Genomic DNA, 24,160 nt, shown 5'->3' with positions numbered 1-24,160 from the left:
GCCTCACTAACAACTTTCAAAACAAACGTCCCGAAACAATCCGCCAAAAAAATATACACAAAACACCATGTGGCAATTCTGCAATTGAAGAGTTAACGGCAGTGTGGCCGGGCCAGCTAGCGTTGCAGGCCGCCCTTGAATTTAAGGAAATGCGCCTAGGGGGTCTGCGGGCGCGGATCTGTGGCAAGCCTCTGAAAAAGCAAATTTTATCTGAACGTTTATAGAAATTTTTTCAGCAATGACATTCTCACCTCCGAACGGGTGTGATAGCGTCCGGCCAAGACTTGTTTTAGGAGATTCTTGATGATCAGAGCGACCGTGTTGGTTCTGACCCTTTCAACCACAAGCGCCTTTGGGCAGGACGCGACCGACGGGACGACCCCGGAGCCTGTCGATCCTACTCGTGTAGCCCCATTGGACGATGCGGCGGCTGCAGCTGCGGCTGAAGGTGTGACTGGTTTTGTACCTCTTGTCGCGCCCGCACTTGGCGTGGCTGCGGCCGCAGTAGGTGTGGCTGCTTCGGGCGGCGGTGGCGGCGGGTCGTCAAACAGCACCACAAGCACAGTGGGCACCAACTGATCCGCTGTTCAAACAAACGAATAGTAGTGCGCCAATACGGCGCGCTGTCACCGGGAAAACCACTGCGGCAGTCTTTAGTTTTTAGATTGGTGTAATGTGTCGTGACACCGGAATTATCCTTTAGACACCTGCTTACAAACTTTTACGCCAGACACACGTAAAACGTGTGTCGTGCCGCTTTGCCCTATGGCACCAAAACATGAGCTTTGGGCCTAAGCGCTTGACCAAACCCCAACCTTAGAAACACTGCCGAAACTGTCTGAGATACAGTCATGTTCCCATGGGATATGGATGAAAAAATTGACTGAACAGTAAAAAAATGCTGCCATCCTGCCAGACAGGAGAGTGTTATGACAAAAACAATATTTTCAAGAAGAGTACTGCTGGCCGCTGTGGCGGCTGCCTCAACCCTATTCTCCGCCGGTCTGGCGGCAGCGGAAACCGTCAAGGTCGCGGCGATTTATACCTTGCCGGTGGAACAGCAATGGATCAGCCGCATACACAAGGCCCTAAACACCGCAGCCGAGCGTGGTGACATCGAATACGTGTTCTCGGAAAATGTGGCGAACACAGATTATGAACGTGTGATGCGCGAATATGCCGAGCAAGGCGCACAGCTGGTTGTGGGCGAGGTGTTTGGCCTGGAGCGTGCGGCGCGCAAGGTGGCTAAGGACTATCCTGATACCGCCTTTTTGATGGGGTCATCTTTTGGGCCAGTAGCGCCCAATTTTTCGGTCTTCGACAACTGGATTCACGAACCGTCCTACCTGACCGGGATGGTGGCAGGGGCTGCCACGGAATCGAACGTGATCGGCATGGTCGGTGGATATGCCATCCCCGAGGTGAACCGCCTGATGAACGCTTTCATGGATGGTGCGCGCGAAGTGAACCCGGATGTCACCTTCCTCGTGACCTTCATCGACAGCTGGTATGATCCGCCCAAGGCCAAGGAAAGCGCCATCGCGATGATGGATGCGGGGGCGGATATCATGTACGCGGAACGCTTTGGTGTCTCGGATGCGGCGGTTGAGCGTGGTGTAAAGGCCGTAGGCAACGTCATCGACACGTCGGGTGACTACCCCGGCACGATCATGGCCTCAGCCCTGTGGCATATGGAGCCGACCATCGACAAGGCTATCGCCAATGTTGCGGGCGGCTCATTCGAGGCTGCGGATTACGGCCAGTACAGCTTTATGGGTTATGGCGGCGGGTCAATGGTTCTGGATGAAGAGCTGGTTCCGGCCGAGGTTCTTGAGGCGGTGAATGCCCGTCAGGCCGAGATTCTGGACGGTCTGTTCCGGGTGAATGTCAACGATGACCGCCCGGTCTCGGACAACTGATTGCAATCGGGCCGGACTTTGCGCCGGCCCGCTTTCCCCATGACTACAGTTCTCAAGCTCAACGGGTTGAGCAAACATTTCGGCCCGGTAATCGCCAATGACAATGTTAGCCTGATCCTGAACAAGGGCGAAGTTCTGGCGTTGCTCGGCGAAAACGGCGCAGGCAAGACCACGTTGATGAATATGCTGTTCGGGCATTATTTGCCCGATTCAGGGTCTATCGACGTCGCTGACGAGGCGGGTGTTCTGCAGCCCTTGCCATTGGGTCATCCGCAGGTGGCGCTGGCCGCAGGCGTGGGCATGGTGCATCAGCATTTCACGCTGGCCGAGAATATCTCGGCCCTAGATAATATCACATTGGGCTCAGAACCCCTGCTTGCACTGCGCCGCAGCCGGCAGGAGGCCCGAGAAAAGATTCAGGCCATTATAGATCGAAGTGGCCTGACCGCGCCGCTGGATACGCCCGTAGGACGATTGTCGGTGGGTGAACGGCAGCGGGTGGAAATCCTGAAAGCCCTGTATCGGCAGGCGCGAATTTTGGTACTGGACGAACCCACCGCCGTGCTGACCCCGCAAGAGGCCGACACATTGTTCGAAAACATCCGTATGATGACGGATGAGGGGCTGTCGGTCATTTTCATCAGCCACAAGCTGCGCGAGGTTCTGGCCTTTTCTGATCGGATCGCGGTGCTGCGCCACGGGCGCAAAGTTGGTGAGATGGCTACATCCGAAGCGGATGAGAAATCTATCGCCCGAATGATGGTCGGGGCGGATACGCCGGAACTTGCCGGGGGCACCATGGCGCCGGGCGTTCCGGTACTCAGCCTGTCCGGCGTGTCAGTCCCTGGCCGGTCCAAGCGCGATACGCTCAGTTCTGTAGATCTAACTGTACATGCGCATGAAATCCTCGGGATCGCTGGGGTTTCGGGCAACGGACAAAGCGGGTTGGCCAATGTGATCTCTGGTCTCGTTCAGCCAGAACAGGGTCTAATAAAGGTGGATGGAGTTGAAATCGGCACGCTCAACCCCGCGGCGATGATACGGGCGGGCGTGGGTCGTATCCCCGAAGATCGCCACCACGAAGGCATCGTTGGCGCGATGAGCGTGGCTGAAAACATGGTGATCGAGCGATTGGGTGACAGCGACGTGCAATCGCGCGGCCTGCTGCGACGTGAGGCGATCGAAGAGAACGCCGCGCGCCTTGCAAAGGCTTATGACGTGCGTGGGCCGGGTGTCGAAGCACCGGCGCGGTTGCTGTCGGGTGGCAATATACAAAAGCTTATTCTGGCGCGGGTATTTGATCGGGCACCGCGTTTGATCCTGGCCAATCAACCGACGCGTGGTCTGGACATGGGGGCTGCTGCCGAGGTCGGACGCCGCCTGCTTGAGGCGCGCGCGCGCGGGGCCGGAGTGGTTCTGATCTCAGAAGATCTTGATGAAATTCTGGGTTTAGCCGACCGCATCGTGGTGATCCGCGATGGTGAATTGCACGAGGCCCCCGGCCGTGACCGCGAACAGATCGGGCTGATGATGGCAGGAGAACCGGCATGATCCGCATAGAACCGCGCCAGACTCAGTCGCGAGCCTTTACCCTGGGTGTTCCAATCCTGTCCGCCATAATTGCACTGGGGTTTGCCGCCATTCCATTGCTGGCCGCGGGGGCGAACCCTATTCAGGCGTATCAAGAGATGTTTCGCGGCGTATTTGGTTCTGTTTTCGCATTTTCCGAGGTGCTGACGCGCGCCACGCCACTGATCTTTACCGGTCTGGCCGCCGCTTTGGCGTTCCGCGCCAAGCTGTGGAATATCGGGGCCGAAGGGCAGCTGTATCTGGGTGCGATGGCGGCTGTGGCGGTTGGGTCGGGGGTGCTGGATGTCCATGGTATCTTGTTATTACCGCTGATCGTCGTGCTGGGTGCTGCAGCGGGTGCGGCAGGGATGGTTGCCCCGACCTATCTGAAAATCCGTTTTGGCGCGGATGAGGTGGTGACTACGTTGCTGTTGAATTTCATCATTCTGATCTTTGTGCAGATGATGCTGGAAGGGGTCCTACAGGACCCAATGAGCCTGGGATGGCCGCAATCCGCCCCTATCCTGGATCAGGGTATGTTGCCGCCTTTGATCGAGCGGATGCGGGTGCATTCAGGGTTGATTGTGGCTCTGCTACTGGCCGGATTGGCGCAATTCATGCTGGCCCGATCGGTTTGGGGATTCCGTTTGCGGGCGGTGGGGGAAAACGCTGCTGCCGCGCGCCATGCCGGGATCAATGTAAACCGCTCGCTGTTTGGCGTGGCCATCTTGTCTGGCGGCCTTGCGGGGCTGGCCGGGGTCAGCGAGGTCGCCGGGCTCAAGGGGTATCTGACCTCGGACCTGTCGCCGGGCTTTGGCTATACCGGCATCGTGGTCGCCATGCTGGCGGGGCTGTCACCTGTGGGCGTAGTGATCGCCGCGTTGTTCATCGCATCCGTGTTCGTAGGGGCTGACAGTATGAGCCGTGCAATGGGCGTGTCGTCTTTTCTGGCCGATCTGGTGGTGTCGGTTTCGTTGCTTTGCGTGTTGGTTGGTGGGTTCTTTGCCCGCTACCGGATCGTTCGGGCCAGCACGTCAGGGGTCACGTCATGATGGATATCCTTAATATCCTGCTCTCCGAAAGCTTCTGGGCCGCGTCCTTGCGCATCGCCACGCCGCTGATCTTTGGCGTATTAGGCGCGTTGATCTGCGAGCGGGCGGGTGTGCTGAACCTCGGGATCGAGGGGATATTCGTCGTCGGTGCCATGTGCGGCTGGATGGCGGTCTGGCTGGGCGCGGGGCTGTGGGGCGGCGTGCTGGTCGCGGCGCTGGCCGGGGCCTTTTTTGGCCTATTGCACGCGATCCTAACGGTGCCTCTGGGTCTGTCGCAACATGTCTCAGGGCTGGGGATCACTCTGTTTGCAACCTCCGTCAGTTATTACTCCTATCGCACCGCATTGCCGAACGTGTCGTCACCGCCGCGGATCGAGCCATTTCAGCCACTGGATTTGCCCGTACTGTCAGATCTACCCTTTTTAGGGACTGTTTTGTTCCAGCAAACCGCACTGACATGGCTGGCTCTGCTCATGGTGGCGGTGGTCTGGTATGTGATGAACCGCACCGCCCTGGGCGTGGCCATTCAGGCGGTTGGAGACAACCCGGACAGTGTCGATGCACAAGGCCTGTCGGTTTACGGGCTGCGGATCGGGGCCATTGTCGCGGGCTCGGCCTTGATGGCTTTGGGCGGGGCTTTCCTCACGATGAGCGCCTTTGACGCCTTCTTCTTCGGCATGGTCAACGGGCGCGGCTGGGTTTGCATCGCGCTGGTAATCTTTGCCAGTTGGCGGCCTGGAAAGGCGCTGTTGGGCGCGTTGTTGTTCGGGGCCTTTGATGCGTTGCAGGTGCGGCTGCAAACCGAGATCGGCGCGCTGGTGCCAGGTCAGGTATTCCTGATGGCCCCTTATATCCTCTCGATCATCGCCCTTGTGGTTGCGGCGCGGTCGGCGGATTATCCGCGTGCATTGCTCACCCCTTGGTTCAAGGGCCAACGATAGGAAACGTCATGTTCGATCTGATCGTCAAGAATGCCACCCTGACCGATGGCCAGACTGGCATTGATATTGCTTGCGCGGATGGCAAGATCGCCGCGATTGAATCCGGGATCACAGCCGAAGCTGGCGAAGTAATCGATGCGGGTGGCCAATTGGTTTCTCCCCCTTTTGTTGACCCGCATTTTCATATGGATGCGACTCTATCGCTAGGTAATCCGCGCATGAATGTCTCGGGCACATTGCTGGAAGGTATCGCGCTGTGGGGAGAACTGAAGCCGATCCAAACGGTCGAGGACATCATCGCGCGTGCAATGCGGTATTGCGAACTGGCCGTGGCCAAGGGGATTGGTGCGATCCGCAGCCATGTAGATACCTGCGATGATGAGCTGAAGGGTGTTGAAGCCCTGCTGCAAGTGCGCGAGCAGGTGAAGGACTATCTGGATCTGCAACTGGTTGCCTTTCCGCAGGACGGTGTTTTGCGCGACCCTACCGCGATGCAGAACACGATCCGCGCACTGGACATGGGTGTGGATGTGGTGGGCGGTATTCCGCATTTCGAACGCACCATGGCGGACGGGGCCGAATCTGTACGTCAGCTTTGCGAAATCGCGGCCCAACGTGGCTTGATGGTCGACATGCATTGTGACGAAAGCGATGACCCGCAAAGCCGCCATATCGAGACGTTGGCCTATGAAACCCATCGTTTGGGTCTTAATGGACGGGTGGCGGGGTCGCATCTGACCTCGATGCATTCGATGGACAACTACTATGTCTCAAAGCTGATTCCGCTGATGGTCGAGGCCGGAGTACATGCAATCCCGAACCCGTTGATCAACATTATGCTTCAGGGCCGCCACGACACGTATCCCAAACGCCGCGGCCAGACCCGCGTGCGCGAATTGCGCGATGCAGGGATCACTGTGGGGTTCGGATCGGATTGCATGATGGACCCGTGGTATTCGCTGGGTAAGGCCGACATGTTGGACGTGGCCTTTATGGGGCTGCATGTGGGCCAGCTGTCCAGCCGGGCTGATATGGCATGGTGTTTTGATGCGGTGACCGAAAACTCGGCCCGGATCATGGGGTTGCAGGGGTACGGCGTGGCCAAGGGTTGCGACGCGAATTTCGTTCTGCTGCAGGCCAGCGACAAGATCGAGGCGATCCGCCTGCGCGCCCATCGTCTGACCGTGGTGCGCAAAGGCCGGGTTATCGCCCGGTCGAATCCGGTGATCCATGATCTGACCTTGCCCAGCGGGCAGACATCTCTGGATGAGGCACGCGTGCCATTCATAAGCTGAAATCTGACAAGGCCACACGGTGTTACAGGTTTGAACGCGGCAAATCTCGATAAGCTCATCCTGAATCTCTGCGGTCAGATGCTCCTGTTTCGTGCATATGGGCGTACATAAACATTAAATTCGTTAACCATTGCAGACTCAGACGGGTCTGCTGTGCTAGGTCTGTGACTGAAGTTGGGGGCTTCAGAGGGGCGACATGTCTCAGGACCTTAGGGACTGGCTAAGCGCACTTGGACTATCTGACTATGCGCAAGCCTTTTTGGATAACAAAATTGATTTCGCAATTTTGCCCGATCTGACGGGCGAAGACCTGATCGAAATCGGAGTGACCGCTGTCGGAGACCGCCGCAGGCTGCTGCGCGCGATTGCGGAGCTTGAGACTGTCGAAACCGTTCAACCCTATGAGCCCGAAACCCCGTTGGAGCCCGCCAGGCGGCAAGTCACAGTCATGTTCGCCGACCTGACCGGCTTTACTCGCCTGACCAGCGAGTTGGACGCCGAGGACATGCATGAACTGCTGAACGCGTTTTTTGCCAAGGTGGATCATGTGGTCGAAAAATTCGGTGGTCGGATCGACAAGCATATCGGGGACGCGGTGATGGCGGTGTTTGGAGCGCCGATATCGCACACCAACGATACCGAGCGGGCCGCGCGGGCGGCGCTGGAAATCCATGCAGTGCTGCCCGCTTTGAACCCGCCTCTGTCGTGTCACATCGGCATCGCGTCGGGTCAGGTGATCGCCAGCACAACCGGCAGTCAGGCGCATACAGAATACACGGTGACGGGCGACGGCGTTAATCTGGCGTCGCGCATCACCGATATGGCGACGCCGGGTGATACTTTGGTGTCGCATGACATTCAGCGCGCGTTAGGGCCGCTTTTTGTCGGCGAGTCGCTGGGTGAAAAGCCGATCAAGGGGCTGAACGAACCGGTCGAACTGTGGCGTCTGGATCGAATGGCGCGCAACATCCGGTCACGCCGGCACCGATTTGTCGGTCGCGAGCGCGAGATGTCGCTGTTCTCGGCCACGTTCGATCGCTGCCAGCAGCACGGCAAGGGTGAGGTGCATATCGTTCTGGGCGAGCCGGGCATCGGCAAGACTCATCTGTCCGAACAGGTTGCCGAAATGGCTGCGGAGCTCGGATACTCGATCCACAATGGCGTGGTCATGGATTTCGGCGCGCGTGAGGGGCATTCGGCCATCCAGTCCGTTGCCCGCAGCATTCTGGGGCTGCAACCGACGGATGACGCTGCCACCGGTGCTGCAATGGCGCAGGATGCGGTGACCAAGGGCTGGGTGTCGCCGTCTAACGTGGCACATCTGAACGCGCTTTTGGAACTGGAGCAGGACCCTGGCCTGGCCGAAGTTTATGCTGTGATGGATAACGCCACCCGCCAACGCGGAAGGCGGCAAGTGATCGACGAGCTGATCGCGGCACGCAGTCGTGACGCGCCGATGCTCATCCAGATCGAGGATATCCACTGGGCCGCCCCCGAAATTCTGACCGCCTGCGCCCATATTGCCGCGACCACGCGCGATTTGCCTTGTGTACTGTTGATGACCAGCCGGGTCGAGGGCGATCCGATCAACCGTGAATGGCAAATGGGCACCGAAGGCGCGCTGATCTCGAAGCTGGAACTGGCGCCGATGGGGGATGAGCAGGCCCAACAGCTGGTTCAGGAGTTCACCGGCGTGGACCCCGAACTGCTGGATGCCTGCGTAAAGCGCGCGGGGGGCAACCCGCTGTTTCTGGAACAGCTCTTGCGCAATATCGATGTGCTGAAACGCGAATCCGTGCCGGGCAGCATTCAGGGCATCGTGCAATCGCGGCTGGATGCGCTGGACCGGCGCAGTCGGGCGGCGATTCAGGCGGCCTCGGTGTTGGGTCAGAGGTTCTCGCCCGAGGTGCTGAACTATGTCTTGGGTGAAGGGCATCTGGACACTTCGACCCTGATCCGGTCCGCCCTGATCCGTGAGGCAGGAACCGATCTGATGTTTGCCCACGCGCTGATCCGCGACGGGTCTTATGCGACGCTGGTGAAATCCGAACGCGCGCGGCTGCATCGTCAGGCCGCGAAATGGTTCGAGGATCGCGATGCCACCCTGCGGGCGCAACATCTGGATCGGGCAGGTGCCACCAATGCGGCACAAGCGTATCTGGAGGCTGCCGAGAAATTGATTCAGGCGTTCCAGTTTGATGATGCCAGCCCGCTGATCGAACGGGCCTTGGAATTGCCCGCGCCATCCGGGGTACGGTTCGATCTGTTTTGCGCGCGCGGTGAAACCCACCGTTTGCAGGGCCTGTCGGACGACGCCTTGCGCGAATTCAAAGAAGCGGCCGATCTGGCTGAAACGGATGAACAGACCGCCCGCGCCCATATCGGGTTGGCGCAGGCCGCACGGCAGGCCAGTTTGTACAAAGACGCATTGCAAAGCCTGGGTACGGCCGAGATAGCTGCAGAGCGGTGTGGATCGGAACGCGATATTGCCCAGATCAACTATGTCCGTGGCAATGTGTATTTTCCTCTGGGTCGGGTCGAGGACGCCCTGCAAAGCAATGAAAAGGCTCTAACACTGGCCAGAAAGTTGGAATCGGCGCGGCTTGAGGTCGGTGCGCTCAGCGGTTTCGGCGATGCGAATTTCATGAACGCGACCATGCAGACCGCCACGGGGTTCTATACGCAGGCGGTGGAACGGGCACGAGAAAAGGGGTTAGTGCGTGATCTGGCAGCGAACCTGCACAACCTCAGCGTGGCGCGCAGCTATACCGGCGATGTGGCGCAGGGCAAGCTGGATGCACAAGAGGCCATCGAGGTGTCCCAGAAGTATTTTGCCTTTGTGCCGGAATGCGTGGCCCAGACCTGCCTAGGCGTTGCGCATACGTTTTTGGGTGAGCTGGATCGGGCGCTGGAGACCTTCGCAGTTTCGGCCGAAATTGCCAGCCGCGTAGGCGCAAAGCGGCTTGAGGCGCAGGCATTGGAGCATCTGGCCCGTACACAGGTTTACGCCGGGCAGATGGACGATGCTCGGGAAACCGGTCAGCGGGCTGTCGATATTGCGCTCGAACATGGTCGGAATTTCGTGGGGCCCAAGGCGTTGTCGGCGCTGGCCATGGCGGAAACAGACCCTAATAAACAGGATCAGCACCTGAAACTGGGCGCCCAGATCATTGCCGAGGGTTGCGTTGGCCACAGCCACCTGCATTTTTATCCCGATGCCAGCGCCGTCATGCTGGCACGGCAGGAATGGGACCGGGCGACTGAATATGCGGACGCATTGGCAAAATTCACCGCCGAGGAACCCCTGCCAATGGTCGACCTGTCGATACAGCACACCAGGGTTCTGGCCGCGTGCGGGGGCTGGGGCATTCCCATGTCAGCACATGAAGATTTCGAAGCGCTGGGCGCGCGCTTTTCCGAGATGGGCATCACGCAATCTCTGGTCGGGCGGTTGAATTAAGCGGGCGAGGGGCTGAATGAGCATCGAAAAGAAGGTTTGGCTGATTTCCGGTGCCCTGACGCTTGCTCTGGCCGTCGTGCTGTTCAAACTTTTGGTCGCGCTGAACCATTTTGAGGGCGACCCGACGCAATTGCCAGATGAGGCCTCAGTCGATGAGTATCTGCAAAAGCTGGACAATTTGCCCGACTATCGGGTCAAAACCGGCATCTTCATCAAATCCTTCAGCTTTACCGGCGCCAGCGACGTGCGCGTGAGCGGCTACGTCTGGCAACATTTCGAAGACGGCGTTCATGACGCGATCAAGCCAACCGAAAAAGAGATCGGGTTCATCTTGCCCGAGGCCGTCGATGCCGCGAATGGTGTAATCGAAGAGGCCTATAGGATGGATCAGGACGGCGTGACCCTGATTGGCTGGTATTTTGAACAGACCCTGCGGCAGAGCTTTGACTACACCAGCTATCCGTTCGACCATAAAACCGTCTGGGTCCGGTTTTGGCCCGGTGAGTTTGATGTAAATGTGGCTCTAATCCCTGACTTTTCGTCCTATCCCGCCACCGGGCCGGATGATATTTTTGGCATAGATCCTCGCATCGTCATGGGCACGTGGGAGCGTGAGAACACCTATTTCGACTATCGCTTGTCCGATCTGGATTCCACGCTGGGAATTGGCGAGAACGAGTTCCAGACCAACCTGCCGGAACTGCATTATAACTTCGTCATCAAGCGCAATTTCGGGAACGCTTTCATTGTCCACATGATCCCGTTGATCGTGGTGACGATGCTGCTGTTCGGTGCGGTAATGACGGTGACCCGCCGCCCCGAATTGGTCGAACGGCATGATTTCAGTACCTCCAGCGTGATCGGCACATGCTCGGTCTTGTTTTTCGTGATCCTGCTGGCCCATGTACAGCTGCGTGAAGGCTTTGCCGGATCGCCGGTGATCTACATGGAGTCGTTCTTTTTCCTGATGTATTTTCTCTTGCTGGCGGTTTCCGTAAACACCTACTTGTTTGCATCCGAGGCTGTGCCGTCCCTGCGGCTTATCCATTACAAGGACAACCTGTACCCAAAGGCCGCTTTCTGGCCTTTTGTCCTTCTGTGCATGGTGGCGATCACGGGCTACAACCTCAGCCTCAAGGCCGGACCCGAGGTTGAGGCCGTGATCGAAACCCACAATTAGGCTGTCGGTTGAAACCCCGGTTTTGGCGTACCGGTGGCCATATCCAGCGTGTATTCCGCCACGATCCCGGATGTGCCTTGTTCCCATTCATCCAGATACTTGGTGGGATGCGCGATCACATAGGTATAGGCGGGTTTTTTGACGCCGTTGATCAACACGTTGATCCGCTTGCGAACATAGACATTCTCGGGCGAGTTGGGGCCGTGATAGCCTTCAAGCTTGTCCAGCTCTTTCATCCCGGTGGATGAGACGCGATAGACCTCGCCCCGCACCGCTTTGCCACGGCCTTTCTGGTCGACCAGCGTGGCCATCCGGTGCAAAAACCCACAGTTCGGATTATCGCAGAACGGCTCGTGCGGCACGATCAGGGGCATGCGTTGCCGGGTGATCGCCTCGCCCACAAAATCATCCAGCACCTCGGCATGGGCATCGTGATTGGGAAAGCCTTTCTTCAACGATCCGTAGGTGAAGTAGAGATGGGTCTTTTCACGGTCTTCTATCAGATCGTCTTCGTCCTCATCCTCAAGTTCAGTCAGAGTGTGAGTATTGGCCCAATCGTCCAGCATTGCCTGGATTTCGTCCGAGACTTTGGCGTCTCTGGCGTTTTTGGGATTCTGCAGGAACTGGATGCACGAACTGGCGTCGATCCCATCAGCTGCCAGCAGGATTTTCACCATCTCGACCGAGTTGTTCATTACCGCCACATGCAGGCTGGTAAAGCCGTGGTCGTTGCTGGCGTTGACGTTGATGCCACGGTCGATCAGCGCCTGTGCCGCCTCAAGGTCGGGCTTGCCCAGATCCATCCCGCTCTCGTTCATCTCGCCTTCGCCGCCTGCCGCGTAGTGCAACAGGGTGTCGCCGTTGCTGTCATCAACGATATCAATTCCAGCCATACCGTTGTCGATGGCCTGAAATACACGGCCCCATTGCGCGAACTCATCCGAGGCGGCGGCCTCTTGCGCCCATTTGCAGATGTTGTGTTCCTGATCGGCCAGTTCCTCGAAGGCCTCGTCCAGAACCTCCATGATCTGATCCGGGGTGGCCATCATACCGATGCCCATCATGCCGTTAGACAGCCGCCCCTTGCGCGGCCCGACCAGATCAATACCCAGATCGCGCAGTTTTTCGACATTGTTCTGGGTGGTGACGTTGTTCCACATATTGGTGTTGCAAGCGGGGCAGAGGATCACCGGTTTGTTCCGGTATTGCCACGCCACAAAGACCGAGGTCAGCAGGTTGTCGGCTATCCCGTTGGCGATCTTGCCCATTGTGTTGCAGGTCACCGGCGCCACGATCACGCAATCGGCCCAGTCACACAGCGCCAGATGCGAGGCGCGCAGGGGCATTCCAAACTCGATATAGCGAAAGTTCCACTCGTCATCGTCGCGGTAATAGTCGTTATGGGTGATGCATCGCTCGATCCGTTCGGCACCGAAATCGCGAAAGAACCTCTCGGCCGAGACCGAGGGGATCAATTTCACGTTGTGTCCGGCTTTTGTGATCCGTTCCACCAGTTCCGGCACCTTGTCGGCTGCCGATGATCCGCAGGCGCACAGCAATACGTTGCGCTTTTCGGTCGGCGCATCGGTCAACCCGCCCTTGGGATAGCCAAAGATGTTCTTGTCCAGGCTGGGGGATTCATGGCGCAGCAGAACCGGTAGACCGGCTTTGTGTACCCGTTCCTGCAACCGACCTTTCAGGATCATATCGACAATGTCCGACCGCCTGCCCAGGCATTCGCTCTGGAAAAACAGGTAAGGCGGTTTTTCCTTACCGGTCAGCACATTCAGTTGCCGCCGGATCTTCATCACATTGGCCCCGTGGCCTTCAATGTCGATCAGCTTGATGCTGGTGATGCCGATATTGGACAGGATACTACGCAGCATATAGGACCACGGGTCCTCATCGGCGTAAAACAGCACAAGCGGGTTGGTCGCGACAATACGGGCCACGTCGGTGGGGTCTTCTGGGGGGTCGTGTTCCTCGATCACCAGCATCGCTGGGTTTTTCAAATCACGCAGGCCGCGGAAGATATGCCCGCGCGGGGCCTGCCACACCTGCGAGGTCGCGGGGCTCATATCCACCACGGTCACCAGATCGGTATCCTCGTCATAGGCGATGCAGAGGCACCAGAATTCCTCAAGCAAGGCCGTTTCACGATAGACGTTCTCGGGCGGACGGATGACTTCAAACCCCAGCACGCGGTTAAAGTCGATGTTGATCATCAGGTGCCGATCATCATCGCTGTTGAGCAAGCGCAAATGATCTTGGAACCATTTTTCGGGTGTTATCTCCTCGGGATTAGGTCGCAAGGCATAACTGTGGAACGTGCTGCCCAGATGCACATCGGGCGATTGGCTCAGGTACCGCTGCGCAAGGCTGTGCATTTCCTTGGCGGTGGACACACGGCTCAAGGCTTCGGTGTAATCGGTTTGCGTGGCAATCAGCAGCTTGTCTTCATCGACCTGCTCATCCCCAAGGATCGCAAGGCTTTCGGCCAGCACCCCCAGCGAGTTCATATTCGGGCTGGCCCGCCGGAACAGGTTGCGGCGTTTCTTGGGGTCTTTGGCCAGATACAATGTGCTGTCCACATAGTTGCAGTCCTGCTGCAGGGTCTGCAGGTTGGTCTTAACAGCCTCACGCGCTGAGAACCGCAGGATGCCCCGTGATCGCATCGAGGTTCCGTCGCGATCCGACATTCCGGCCCACAGACGGTCGATGGTGGTGACCCACAGCTTGCCGTATTTCTCGGGGTGCACATCCATCATATGCACCAGCCCGGTGCTGGGATTGCACTTGGCGATGATGGCAAAGTGGCCACCCGGCATGGTCGGTTTGCCATGGGCGACACCGACCTGAAAATTTGCCACCAGGATGTCGTTGTCCCCACCCAGCCGGTTGGATTCGTCGATCGCCTTCAGCAAAATTTCGACCGAGGTCGTGGCCTCGTCCATGAAATAGGCCTGAACCTGCACCTTGTCGCGCAGGCCCTGCGTGTGGATGAAGGTGCAGGCGACGTCGTAAAGCTCACCCAGTGAAATACCATCATTGACCACGAAAGACGTGGGCAGGGCACATTCGCGAAAGATATCGTTGACCTCGCAACTGAACCCCAGCGCCGACATGCTCAGCGCCGCTGCCGTCACGCTGCAGCAATTGATGGGTTGCTGAAAGTTCTGCAAATGCACGCTGACCAGATCACCGAACAGGGTGTCATAGCAGGCCTCGCGGATGTCAGTCGGAATTTCCAGCCAGTGATTGCTGGACAAATAAGCCAACTTGGTGCCGGGCGTGGCCAAAGCTTCGAGGCTGACGGGAATATCAAAGATTTCAAGATGTTCCTCGTAGAAATAGTCGCCCGCGTCGGCCTTTGCCAGAACCGTCTCGTCCTGTCGCAGATGCACCTCGCCCCCCAGCACCACATACATGCCCTGCGATGGCAGGATCGTATCCTCAGCCACTTCGAAACACTCAAAATGCGGTTGGATTACGGTTGGATCATCGGCGGGCAGAACTTCTTGTATCAGCGCCCATTCGGATTCGGTTGGATGATAGGAAATAGTGTTTTCAATCGGGTCTTTAGGCACGTCTGTTCCCCCCTGAACTAAAGCCGTGAATGTCGTCAAAGAACCAGTGCTGCGTCTTGTGGCATGTGTCAGGCGTCTTATGGTCAAACAGAAATAAAGGACCGGCCCGACGGTTAATCTGCACTGGCCGGGCCAACAGAATGCGCACGTTCAGCGCGAACAAATGGGCCCAATTGCGCGTACCGTATCGCATTTGGACACAAAAATCACCGATGTTGTTGATTTGACTATACGAGTTCGGATTGTAGCTTTTGTCGCCCGCTTCCTGTCAGTCATGGTTCTGACATTATGTCGAAATTACCGTCGTAATGACGTAACTTTCCGCGTTTTCGTCAAGAATACCCCTGCGGATCGAACAGCCCACCCCTCATACTTTTCCTAAACGAAAGAGGAGGCGCGTTTTGAGCTGGAACATTTGTGTCATAGGGGCAGGTAAGATCGGTCAGATGATCGCCAGCCTGCTGCAAGCATCGTCGAATTACTCGGTCACCGTTGCCGACCGCGATCTGGCGGCGTTATCGGTGCTTAATAAACAGGGAATAGCGACCCGGCAGATCGATGTGGGGGATGAGGCACAACTGACCCAAGGACTGTCTGGGTTTGATGCCGTAATCTCAGCTGCTCCGTTCTTTTTGACGCCGAAGATTGCCAAGGCGGCCAAGACCGCCGGGGCACACTACTTTGACCTGACCGAAGACGTTGCAGCCACCAATGCGGTGCGCGAATTGGCCGAAGACAGCGATACCGCCTTCATGCCGCAATGCGGTCTGGCTCCGGGCTTCGTTGGCATTGCTGGCGCGTCGCTGGCGGCCGAATTTGATGAGCTGGACAGCCTGCACATGCGGGTTGGGGCTTTGCCGCTCTATCCGACCAACGCAATGAAATACAATCTGACCTGGTCGACCGACGGGCTGATCAACGAGTACTGCAACCCCTGCGATGCCATCGTGAATGGCGAGCGCGTGAAAACCGCGCCGCTGGAAGATTACGAAGTGCTGGGCCATGACGGGGTGGAATACGAATGCTTCAACACCTCCGGCGGGTTGGGCACGCTGCCCGAAACGCTTGAGGGTAAGGCGCGGGCGGTATCCTATCGCTCGATCCGCTATCCCGGCCATTGTGATATCCTGAAGCTGCTGCTCAAGGATCTGGGGCTGGAGCGCCGCCGCGACCTGCTGAAGGACATCTTCGAGACCGCGCTGCCGCGCACCGATCAGGATGTGGTGCTGGTCTATTGCACTGCCAAGGGCCTGATTGACGGTGCGCTGCGCGAGAAATCCCTGATCAACAAAAGCTTTGCCCGCACCCTCAACGGACAGGTCTGGAGCGCCATTCAGGTCACCACCGCCGCAGGCGTTCTGGGCGTGGTCGACCTGATGCGCACCGGGGGACTGCCCGCAAAAGGATTTATCCGGCAGGAACAGGTGAACCTGTCCGATTTCCTCAACACTGAATTTGGCCGACTCTATCGCGCCGGCGACGTAACTGAACAGAACAAGGCGGCCTGAGATATGAAAGACATCGTGATGACTGCGCAAACCACCCTGGCAAATCTGGACCTGACCGAGGCCGAACTGACCGGCGGCACGCTCAAAGTGACCTCGCCGATTGACGGTAGCCTGCTGGCCGAGGTGCATGAGACCCCAGCTTCCGACATGGAGGCCATCCTTGCCCGTTCGAAAATGGCCTTCAAGGCATGGCGCACCGTGCCCGCGCCGCGCCGGGGCGAGTTGATCCGTCTGCTGGGCGAGGAATTGCGCGCCGCCAAGGACGATCTGGGCGCGCTGGTCAGCTGGGAGGCCGGCAAGATCACCTCGGAAGGTCTGGGCGAAGTGCAGGAGATGATCGACATCTGCGATTTTGCCGTTGGTCTGTCGCGCCAGCTATACGGTCTGACCATTGCCTCGGAACGGCCCGGCCACCGGATGATGGAGACATGGCACCCGGCGGGTCCGGTGGGCGTAATCTCGGCCTTCAATTTCCCCGTCGCAGTCTGGTCGTGGAACGCAGCGCTTGCGCTGGTGTGTGGCGATCCGGTGATCTGGAAGCCGTCCGAGAAGTCCCCGCTGACGGCAATGGCCTGTCAGAAAATCTTTGAACGTGCACTGGCCCGGTTCGGCGACGCGCCCGAAGGCTTGTTGCAAACCCTGATCGGCGGCGCCGCGCTGGGCGAGGCGCTGGTGGCCAGCGAGGATGTGCCGGTGATCTCGGCCACGGGTTCAACCCGTATGGGCCGCGCAGTGGCCCCCATTGTGGCGCAGCGGTTTGGCAAGTGCATTCTGGAACTGGGCGGCAACAACGCAATGATTGTCGGTCCGTCGGCTGACTTGGAAATGGCAGTGCGGGCGATTGTCTTTTCGGCTGTGGGCACCGCGGGTCAGCGTTGTACCACACTGCGCCGTCTGATTGTGCATAACTCGATCCGTGAAGAATTGGTGAGCCGTTTGAAAAAGGCCTATGCTGGTTTGCCCATTGGCAACCCGCTGGCTGAGGGCACCTTGATTGGCCCGCTGATCGACGAAGCCTCGGGTGCGGCCATGACCGCAGCCCTGAAAGCTGCAGAAGCCGAAGGCGGCACCGTATTCGGCGGCAACCGTGTGACCGAAGGCGTGCCTGCCGGGGTCTATATAGCACCCGCCATCGTCGAAATGCCCGGCCAAAGCGATGTGGTGAAGACCGAAACCTTTGCTCCGATCCTCTATGTCATGGGTTATGACGATTTTGACGATGCGATCGAGATTCAGAATGACGTACCGCAAGGTCTGTCGTCGTGCGTGTTCACCCTGAACATGCGTGAGGCCGAGCAGTTTTTGACCGCAGCCGGGTCGGATTGCGGAATTGCCAACGTAAATATCGGACCTTCGGGTGCCGAGATCGGTGGCGCATTTGGCGGCGAGAAGGAAACCGGTGGCGGGCGCGAAAGCGGCTCGGACGCCTGGAAGGCTTATATGCGGCGTCAGACCAATACGGTGAACTACTCAGCCGAACTGCCGCTGGCCCAAGGCGTGAAGTTCGACATCTGATTGACCCTTCCGGCGGCATCGGCAGGTGCCGCCGGATCAGTCTGCAAACAGATAGTCCAGTCTCATCACGGCCTGCGCCTTGTCTTCTGGGACATTCAGAAATTCAGCCATTACCTCTTCGTTTTCAGCCCGCGTATTGGCCTCGCGGATACGCAAGTATCCTTCGAACCCCGCACCCCGGATCAACTCGGATTCATAGGCCAGCGAATTGCGCAAGGCCGGCACAAGGCGCGCCACGGTTTCCGATGGGCTGTTTTCTCCGGCCAGACCGACCCGCCGCGCATGGCCGATCAGGTAATCGTCAGAATAGTCGCATTCGATCTCAAGAACCCGGGTCCTGACCTGGTCCGAGCAGAAATCTTGAATGATATCCAGATTTGCCGGGTCCACACACAGTACCAGCTTGTCGGTCTGGAAATGATCGAACAACATCCGCACGACCGCGCGCCGGTGGCGGGAGCGCTTGGTTAGCGTCGTCTCGATACCGCCAAGATTAGGCAGAAAGGTGTCTTCTTCATTGAACAGGTATTCGACACAGGGAATGTCAGTCTCGGACGTGATCTGATCGACCAGACGCTTGGCCACGTGCCATTTTTTGCACGCAATTAGATATAGTTCGCGTTCGGGACCCAAGGTATTCCCAGCCTCCCAAAAGCGCTGCCCAAAGCGGCGGCCAACGCGCCCGCGCCCGGTTAGAAACCCATAGAGGTTTCGCCCTTCATCCGAGATTTGGAACTCGACCCCTTCGCTGGCATAGAGCTGGCCCAGCCTCTCTTTCAACTCATGCGCCTCGGGGCTGATCTTGCGGGCAAACATGTAATCCTGCCCCAGCAGCATGTCGTAGTGATCGTTGTAAAAGGTCACCGGCATCCCGTAATCCGAGAACATTAGGAAAGTGGGGGTGCGGTTCTCAATCTCTTCCTTGGGGATCAGATGGCGGACTAGGGTCTGGAAAAACGTCTCATCCGGGATCCAGGTGGTCGAGAAGAAGCGGACCACATCCGGGCGCTGTTGCAGGAGCTCAAGGATCATCTCGACCGTGCGGCGGCGCAGGCACCACCACTGACTGCCGATCATAACTTGGATGTCTGCGGGGATATCGCGCGTCAGGTCAAAGCGTTTTTGTAGGTTGTATGCGGCATAGAACCGCTTGCTCTGGGTGCGTTCGTTGAAGAAATGACGGTAAATTAGCCGGTCTTCCTTCATACCGGTTTTGATCCAGTTGCTGGCAAAGAAATCGTGGCTTTCCACAAAATCCTTGTCGTTTTCGTCCAGAAACCAATGGATGTACTCGGCGGTTTTGATCGCCATGCAATCGCCAGACAGCATGTAGAAATGGGTGACCCGTGGAAACGCATCCACCGCAGCCTGCACGGCATTCAGGGTCGCCTGCACCAAAGACCACTCGCCCCAGCCGCATTTGATGCGCTTGGCGGCAAAAGCCACATTTGGATTATCTTTCAACGCGCTGCGAATACGGTCATAGGCCACCTCGCTGGCGCGCGCGTCAAAATGGATGGCCATGCAGTCGCCTGCGGCCGTTAGCTGCTCAGCCTGCGCGATGATTGCGTCAGGGTCCTTGTGGCACAATAGAATATAGGCAATTTTTGCCATATTGCGTCTGTAACGTCCGTTTCTGCCTGTTTGCTCTCTGATACTGAGGATGAGCGATTGAATAAACAGAATATTTTTGGTTCTTTATGAGCCTAGGCGGGCGCGTGTGGTTATTTTGACCCGCTGAGGAGGCATTGCAGATGGGTTTTCCCGGTACATGGATGACCGAGAGTGAGAGTATGGTGTACCGTGTTGTGCCGAAATGTGCGTGCTCGACCATCGGACAGATTATGTACTACTCGGACCACGGTCGGTTTTTCGACGGCGATATTCATGACGCCAAGGACGGTATGCACAAATGGGCCTTTGCCGACAGCCAGGCCCGGATTTCCGGCAATATTCGCAAACACGCCTCATACTCTTTTACCTGTGTGCGCAATCCGTACACCCGGATACTCAGCTCGTTCTTCGACAAGATTTGCGGTATTCAGCGCAATGGCAGCCGGTATCGGGGCAATCTGGTCCCGACGCTGATCTATAATTACGGAATCGAAGTGGGCGGCGATGATGGCAAGGGTGAGTTCGACCAGATCGCCAGTTTTCGCCGCTTTTTGCTGTTTGCGCGGGATACGATCCGCTGGCGCCGACCGATGGATCCGGACATTCACTGGTCTGCCGTGTCAGGGCATGTCTCGACTTTCATCGTAAATGGTGGACGCTACGACCGCATCTTCTGGACCGAGAAATTCAATGACGGAATGCAGGGGGTGTTGGACAATCTGGACACACCTCACGCGGTCAGCCTTTCAGATATTCCACGATTCAACGAATCCGAAGGACATGGCCCCAAACGTGCGCACCCGGTCGAGGATTATTTTGACGATCTGTCCATGCATTTGGTCTACGAAATCTACAAACAGGATTTCGAACTGTTCCGATACGATTTTGAGAACCCGGCAAATAAGATGCCGATCGGTGAAATAGATCTGGATGAGGTTCACGCCAAACTAGGCGATTGACCTGCCATAAGGCAGGCACTTCCGCCTGTCGTCAATGTCTCTGACGAGACGTCTCCTCTAGTTGGGCCCGGCGCTGCGCACAGCGCGGCGCCGGGCCCAAGGCCGAACGTAGCATCGGCGTAGCCGATGGTGCGGGTCGGGCGCGGGAGGCTGTCTTAGATGACTCAGGTAACGATCAGTTCGCGTTTCAGACCGATAGGGTACAAATTTGGTCCGCTATCCGTATCGAGTTTACTGAGGTCGCGCCAACTGGCTCTGCACATGAGTCCGTTGTCCTCGGCAATGGTGACAGCATGTTTTGGTAGGGCAGATGGATTTGATAGAGTCACTTCTGTGGCGAAAATTATCTCGTGTCCCAGCTGGCCTTCGTGGCGATAAATGTTCTCCAAAACCAAAGGCGCGCCGGAAATCTGAATGTCAACGCCAAGCTCTTCGTGAAATTCGCGTTTCAGCGCGTCCTGCCAAGTTTCGCCGAACTCAACTGTACCGCCAATCGGACGGACACCTTTCAGATTGCCACTGTCGTCATGAACGTCGGCGACCAAGAGACTGGGACCTCTCCATAGCAAGCCGATCGCCTTGACCCGAATGCCTTGATACGGACGCCAAATCGTCATCAGAGCTCCTTTTGATCAAGTTGGCATTCAAAAATGAAAAGGCCCCGCTGTGCAATACAGCGAGGCCTATATTCTACCTACCGCAACCCGGTTCAGACCTGACGCACGGCTCCTTTCGCCGCGCTGGTTGTCAGCTTGGCATAGGCCTTCAGTGCGGTCGACACCTTACGCTTGCGCGGCTCGGCTGGCACCCAGCCCTTTTCGTCCTGCTCTTCGCGCCGTGCTGAAAGTTCCTCGTCAGACACGGCCAGATGGATGCTGCGGTTGGGGATGTCGATCTCGATCTTGTCGCCCGGGCGCACCAGTCCGATCTCACCGCCCTCGGCGGCTTCGGGTGAGACGTGGCCAATCGAAAGGCCCGATGTACCGCCCGAGAACCGACCATCAGTCAGCAGGGCGCAGGCTTTGCCCAGACCTTTGGATTTCAGATACGAGGTCGGATACAGCATTTCCTGCATCCCCGGACCGCCGCGCGGGCCTTCATAGCGGATCACCACGACGTCGCCCGCTTCGACTTTGCCGGTCAGAATGTCATTGACCGCCTGATCCTGACTTTCGCAGACATAGGCCGATCCGGTGAAGGTCAGGCTGGCGGGATCAACGCCTGCAGTTTTCACGATACAGCCGTCCCGAGCGATGTTGCCAAACAAAACCGCCAGACCGCCATCTTGGCTGAAGGCATGCTCTTTCGACCGGATTACACCGCCTTCGCGGTCGATATCCAGTTCCTTGTACCGGTTCGATTGGCTGAAGGCTTGGGTGGTGCGCACACCCCCCGGGGCGGCCTTGAACAGCTCTTGCGCCTTGGGGTTGTTGGCGACCTTGATGTCCCAATTCGCGATTGCCTCACCCATCGTGGCGGAATGCACGGTGGCGCAATCTTCGTGCAGCAGCCCCGCTCGGCCAAGCTCGCCCAGGATCGAGAAGATACCCCCGGCTCGGTGAACGTCTTCCATGTGTACGTTTTCAGTGTTTGGTGCCACCTTGCACAGGCAGGGGACTTTGCGGCTAAGGCGGTCCATGTCGGACATGGTGAAATGCACCTCGCCTTCATGCGCGATGGCCAGCAGGTGAAGTACCGTGTTGGTCGATCCGCCCATGGCAATGTCGAGGCTCATGGCGTTTTCAAACGCCTCAAAGGTTGCGATTTCGCGCGGCAGGAAGCCTTTTTCGTTCAGATCATAATGGCGTTTTGTGATCTCGACGATGCGGCGACCGGCTTCAAGGAACAGATCTTTTCGATCAGCGTGGGTGGCCAGGGTCGAGCCATTGCCCGGCAGCGCCAGACCCAGCGCTTCGGCCAGGCAGTTCATCGAGTTGGCGGTGAACATGCCCGAGCATGACCCGCAGGTCGGGCAGGCATTTTCTTCGATATGTTGCACCTGTTCGTCGGTGTATTTGTCATCAGCGGCGGCAACCATCGCGTCGACAAGGTCAATCTTTTTGACGTCCAGATCTGCGATGTCGATCTTGCCCGCTTCCATCGGACCGCCCGAGACGAAGATGGCCGGGATGTTCAGGCGCATAGCGGCCATCAGCATGCCAGGGGTGATCTTGTCACAGTTCGAGATGCAGACCATCGCATCGGCGCAGTGGGCGTTGACCATATATTCCACCGAATCCGCGATCACCTCACGCGAGGGCAGCGAATACAGCATCCCGTCATGGCCCATGGCGATGCCGTCATCCACCGCAATGGTGTTGAACTCCTTGGCGACGCCGCCTGCTGCCTCAACCTCACGCGCGACCATCTGGCCCAAGTCCTTCAGGTGAACGTGGCCGGGAACGAACTGGGTGAACGAGTTGACGATGGCGATGATCGGTTTGCCGAAATCGTCATCCTGCATACCGGTTGCGCGCCACAGGCCGCGGGCACCGGCCATATTGCGGCCATGGGTGGAGGTTCTGGATCGGTACATTGGCATGATGCTGTTTCCCTTTTGCCCCGGTTGCGATATGCGGGATGTGTGCGTTATAGCGCACGTACCACATGTGCGCTATAACGCACAAGAGGATTCGAAAGACAATCAGATGGCACCGGATGATATTACACTGAAACTGCGGGATGTGCGGGCGGCCTCGGGGCTGAGCCTGTCGAAGGTGGCTGAGATGACCGGCGTTAGCAAAGCCATGCTGGGCCAGATCGAGCGTGGCGAATCCAGCCCGACCATCGCGACGCTGTGGAAGATTGCCAAAGGGTTTCAACTGCCCCTCAGTGCATTGATCGGCACGGCGGCACTGCGCGATACGACAACGCCTGACGTGTTTCGCACGGTGACCTTTCCAGGCAGCATCGAAGTTAAGATCGTCTTTCCCTTTGACCCCGCCTTACGGGCCGAGACATTTCATGTGGAACTTGCGCCGAACCAAAGCCACGAATCCGCCGCCCACGCGACTGGCGTGACGGAAGAGGTCTTTGTCCTGAACGGCGCGCTTGAGATTTTGCGTGATGGGAAGTGGGTGGCGCTTGAGGCGGGACAGGGCCTGCGATTTGCGGCGGACCTGCCACATGGCTATCGCGCCGGTGATCAAGGGGCTGTTTTTTTGAACATGCACCATTATGCACAATTGGATGCGCCGCCCGCGATCGGCTGAACCTGACCCCACATAGTAAAAGGCAAGTTATGGGCGCTTTTCTGGAAACTCTAACACTGGCGGACGCGATTGGCTCAATCGGTGCTTTGGTCGTGGTGGCTGCGTATTTCGCCACTCAGATGCGGATGATGAATTCGGACGATTTAGCATTCCCGGTGTTGAACCTCGCCGGGTCGATCCTGATCGTCTATTCGCTGCTTCAGAATTTCAATCTGGCGTCGATGTTGATCGAATCCTTCTGGATTCTGATCAGTATGATCGGGATCGTTCAGTTTTTCCGTCTCAGACGCGCGCGTTAGGCGGGCTAGGCCCCATCCAGTCTTGAACCCGAATGCGTGCGCGTATAGGG

At 57.7% G+C, this 24,160-nt stretch carries 18 protein-coding genes; 14 read left to right on the top strand and 4 right to left on the bottom strand.

The genetic code is table 11. The features are described from left to right. The 9 genes from GOX21_RS21460 to GOX21_RS17825 all read left to right on the top strand — a co-directional run. On the top strand, positions 1–224 hold a 224-nt coding region (locus GOX21_RS21460), incomplete at its 5' end, for a hypothetical protein (RefSeq protein ID WP_217353056.1). Positions 225–303: 79 nt separating this feature from the next. Continuing rightward, the gene (locus tag GOX21_RS17860) at positions 304–579 is read left to right on the top strand and encodes a hypothetical protein (protein WP_170379378.1); all 276 of its coding nucleotides are present in this window, start codon (positions 304–306) and stop codon (positions 577–579) included. A gap of 350 nt (positions 580–929) precedes the next feature. Continuing rightward, positions 930–1,919: a BMP family protein gene (locus GOX21_RS17855; RefSeq protein WP_170379376.1), complete on the top strand. Its 990-nt coding sequence runs from the start codon at positions 930–932 to the stop codon at positions 1,917–1,919. A 39-nt stretch (positions 1,920–1,958) separates the two neighbouring features. Beyond that, a complete protein-coding gene (locus GOX21_RS17850) occupies positions 1,959–3,470 on the top strand; it encodes an ABC transporter ATP-binding protein (RefSeq protein ID WP_170379374.1) in 1,512 nt (503 codons plus the stop codon). Next, positions 3,467–4,540: an ABC transporter permease gene (locus tag GOX21_RS17845; RefSeq protein WP_170379372.1), complete on the top strand. Its 1,074-nt coding sequence runs from the start codon at positions 3,467–3,469 to the stop codon at positions 4,538–4,540. Before GOX21_RS17850 ends, GOX21_RS17845 begins: the two co-directional genes overlap by 4 nt. Further along, complete coding sequence (locus GOX21_RS17840; RefSeq protein WP_170379394.1) at positions 4,540–5,481, top strand: ABC transporter permease; 942 nt, start codon at positions 4,540–4,542, stop codon at positions 5,479–5,481. The genes GOX21_RS17845 and GOX21_RS17840 overlap by 1 nt, the downstream gene beginning before the upstream one ends. Before the next feature lie 8 nt (positions 5,482–5,489). Next, positions 5,490–6,776, top strand: a complete 1,287-nt coding sequence (locus GOX21_RS17835) for an amidohydrolase family protein (RefSeq protein WP_170379370.1) — start codon at positions 5,490–5,492, stop codon at positions 6,774–6,776. A 196-nt stretch (positions 6,777–6,972) separates the two neighbouring features. Further along, entirely contained in the window at positions 6,973–10,236 is a 3,264-nt protein-coding gene (locus GOX21_RS17830) for an adenylate/guanylate cyclase domain-containing protein (RefSeq protein WP_170379368.1), read from the top strand. 16 nt (positions 10,237–10,252) lie between these two features. Continuing rightward, positions 10,253–11,416 carry a hypothetical protein gene (locus GOX21_RS17825; RefSeq protein ID WP_170379366.1) on the top strand — a complete coding sequence of 388 codons (1,164 nt, stop codon included), beginning with the start codon at positions 10,253–10,255 and terminating at the stop codon, positions 11,414–11,416. On the opposite strand, the gene GOX21_RS17820 is transcribed toward GOX21_RS17825, so the two are convergent. Next, positions 11,413–15,003, bottom strand: coding sequence for a flavoprotein (locus tag GOX21_RS17820; RefSeq protein ID WP_170379364.1), 3,591 nt, complete (start codon positions 15,001–15,003; stop codon positions 11,413–11,415). The two genes, GOX21_RS17825 and GOX21_RS17820, sit on opposite strands and share 4 nt — an antisense overlap. 401 nt (positions 15,004–15,404) lie before the next feature. On the opposite strand from GOX21_RS17820, the gene GOX21_RS17815 reads away from it, so the two are divergent. Beyond that, positions 15,405–16,511 carry a saccharopine dehydrogenase family protein gene (locus GOX21_RS17815; protein WP_170361843.1) on the top strand — a complete coding sequence of 369 codons (1,107 nt, stop codon included), beginning with the start codon at positions 15,405–15,407 and terminating at the stop codon, positions 16,509–16,511. Between the two features lie 3 nt (positions 16,512–16,514). Further along, positions 16,515–18,026 carry an L-piperidine-6-carboxylate dehydrogenase gene (gene amaB, locus GOX21_RS17810; RefSeq protein WP_170379362.1) on the top strand — a complete coding sequence of 504 codons (1,512 nt, stop codon included), beginning with the start codon at positions 16,515–16,517 and terminating at the stop codon, positions 18,024–18,026. A gap of 36 nt (positions 18,027–18,062) precedes the next feature. On the opposite strand, the gene GOX21_RS17805 is transcribed toward amaB, so the two are convergent. Further along, positions 18,063–19,640 (bottom strand): DUF5928 domain-containing protein, encoded by a 1,578-nt coding sequence (locus tag GOX21_RS17805; RefSeq protein ID WP_170379360.1) that lies wholly within the window; start codon positions 19,638–19,640, stop codon positions 18,063–18,065. 140 nt (positions 19,641–19,780) lie between these two features. On the opposite strand from GOX21_RS17805, the gene GOX21_RS17800 reads away from it, so the two are divergent. Further along, positions 19,781–20,599 (top strand): sulfotransferase family protein, encoded by an 819-nt coding sequence (locus GOX21_RS17800; protein ID WP_170361846.1) that lies wholly within the window; start codon positions 19,781–19,783, stop codon positions 20,597–20,599. 164 nt (positions 20,600–20,763) lie between these two features. On the opposite strand, the gene GOX21_RS17795 is transcribed toward GOX21_RS17800, so the two are convergent. Together GOX21_RS17795 and ilvD are read right to left on the bottom strand one after the other, a co-directional pair. Then, a complete protein-coding gene (locus GOX21_RS17795) occupies positions 20,764–21,216 on the bottom strand; it encodes an NUDIX hydrolase (RefSeq protein WP_170379358.1) in 453 nt (150 codons plus the stop codon). A 92-nt stretch (positions 21,217–21,308) separates the two neighbouring features. Then, entirely contained in the window at positions 21,309–23,141 is a 1,833-nt protein-coding gene (ilvD, locus tag GOX21_RS17790) for a dihydroxy-acid dehydratase (protein WP_170379356.1), read from the bottom strand. A 106-nt stretch (positions 23,142–23,247) separates the two neighbouring features. On the opposite strand from ilvD, the gene GOX21_RS17785 reads away from it, so the two are divergent. Next, complete coding sequence (locus GOX21_RS17785) at positions 23,248–23,811, top strand: helix-turn-helix domain-containing protein (protein WP_170379354.1); 564 nt, start codon at positions 23,248–23,250, stop codon at positions 23,809–23,811. 29 nt (positions 23,812–23,840) lie between these two features. Further along, complete coding sequence (locus GOX21_RS17780; RefSeq protein ID WP_170351845.1) at positions 23,841–24,110, top strand: CBU_0592 family membrane protein; 270 nt, start codon at positions 23,841–23,843, stop codon at positions 24,108–24,110. Positions 24,111–24,160 lie beyond the last annotated feature (50 nt).

The organism is Ruegeria atlantica, from assembly GCF_013032005.1.
GTDB lineage: Bacteria > Pseudomonadota > Alphaproteobacteria > Rhodobacterales > Rhodobacteraceae > Ruegeria > Ruegeria atlantica_A.
This window is presented reverse-complemented; position numbering and strand designations above follow the sequence as displayed.